The sequence below is a fragment of the Pelomicrobium sp. G1 genome (assembly GCF_051905455.1).
In the GTDB taxonomy this organism is placed as follows: domain Bacteria; phylum Pseudomonadota; class Gammaproteobacteria; order Burkholderiales; family UBA6910; genus Pelomicrobium.
In genome coordinates this window covers 1-325 of record NZ_JBQACR010000221.1, presented here as the reverse complement: position 1 = coordinate 325, position 325 = coordinate 1, and the positions used below count along the sequence as shown (strand labels likewise).

General features: G+C 70.8%; 1 protein-coding gene. It reads right to left on the bottom strand.

Annotated features, from left to right (window positions below; all coding sequences use genetic code 11):
• A partial coding sequence (locus ACTFO6_RS18260; RefSeq protein ID WP_439935804.1) for an ATP cone domain-containing protein occupies positions 1 to 325 on the bottom strand: 325 nt, incomplete at both ends.

Below are 325 nucleotides of genomic sequence, written 5' to 3'. Positions count from 1 at the left end.
CCTCCACCACGTGCAGCGCCGGCGCCTCCCCCGCCTGTTTCTGCCGGGCACGCTCCCGAGCTCGCTCCTCACGGTAGAGGACATAGGCTCGCGCCACGGCGTGCTCGCCGGCGCGCATGAGGGCCAGCTCCCCCTGGTCCTGGATGTCCTCGATGTGGAACGTGCCGCCGCCGGGCTGGCGCCTTTGAAGCGCGTTCACCACGGTCTCGGTCAACTGGGCCACCAGTTCCCGCACCCGGGCGTAAGCGGCCCCCTGGCCGCCGTTCACCGCGAGGAAGGCCTTGTTCATGGCGATGGCGAGCTTTGCCGGCTCGAAGCCCACCAC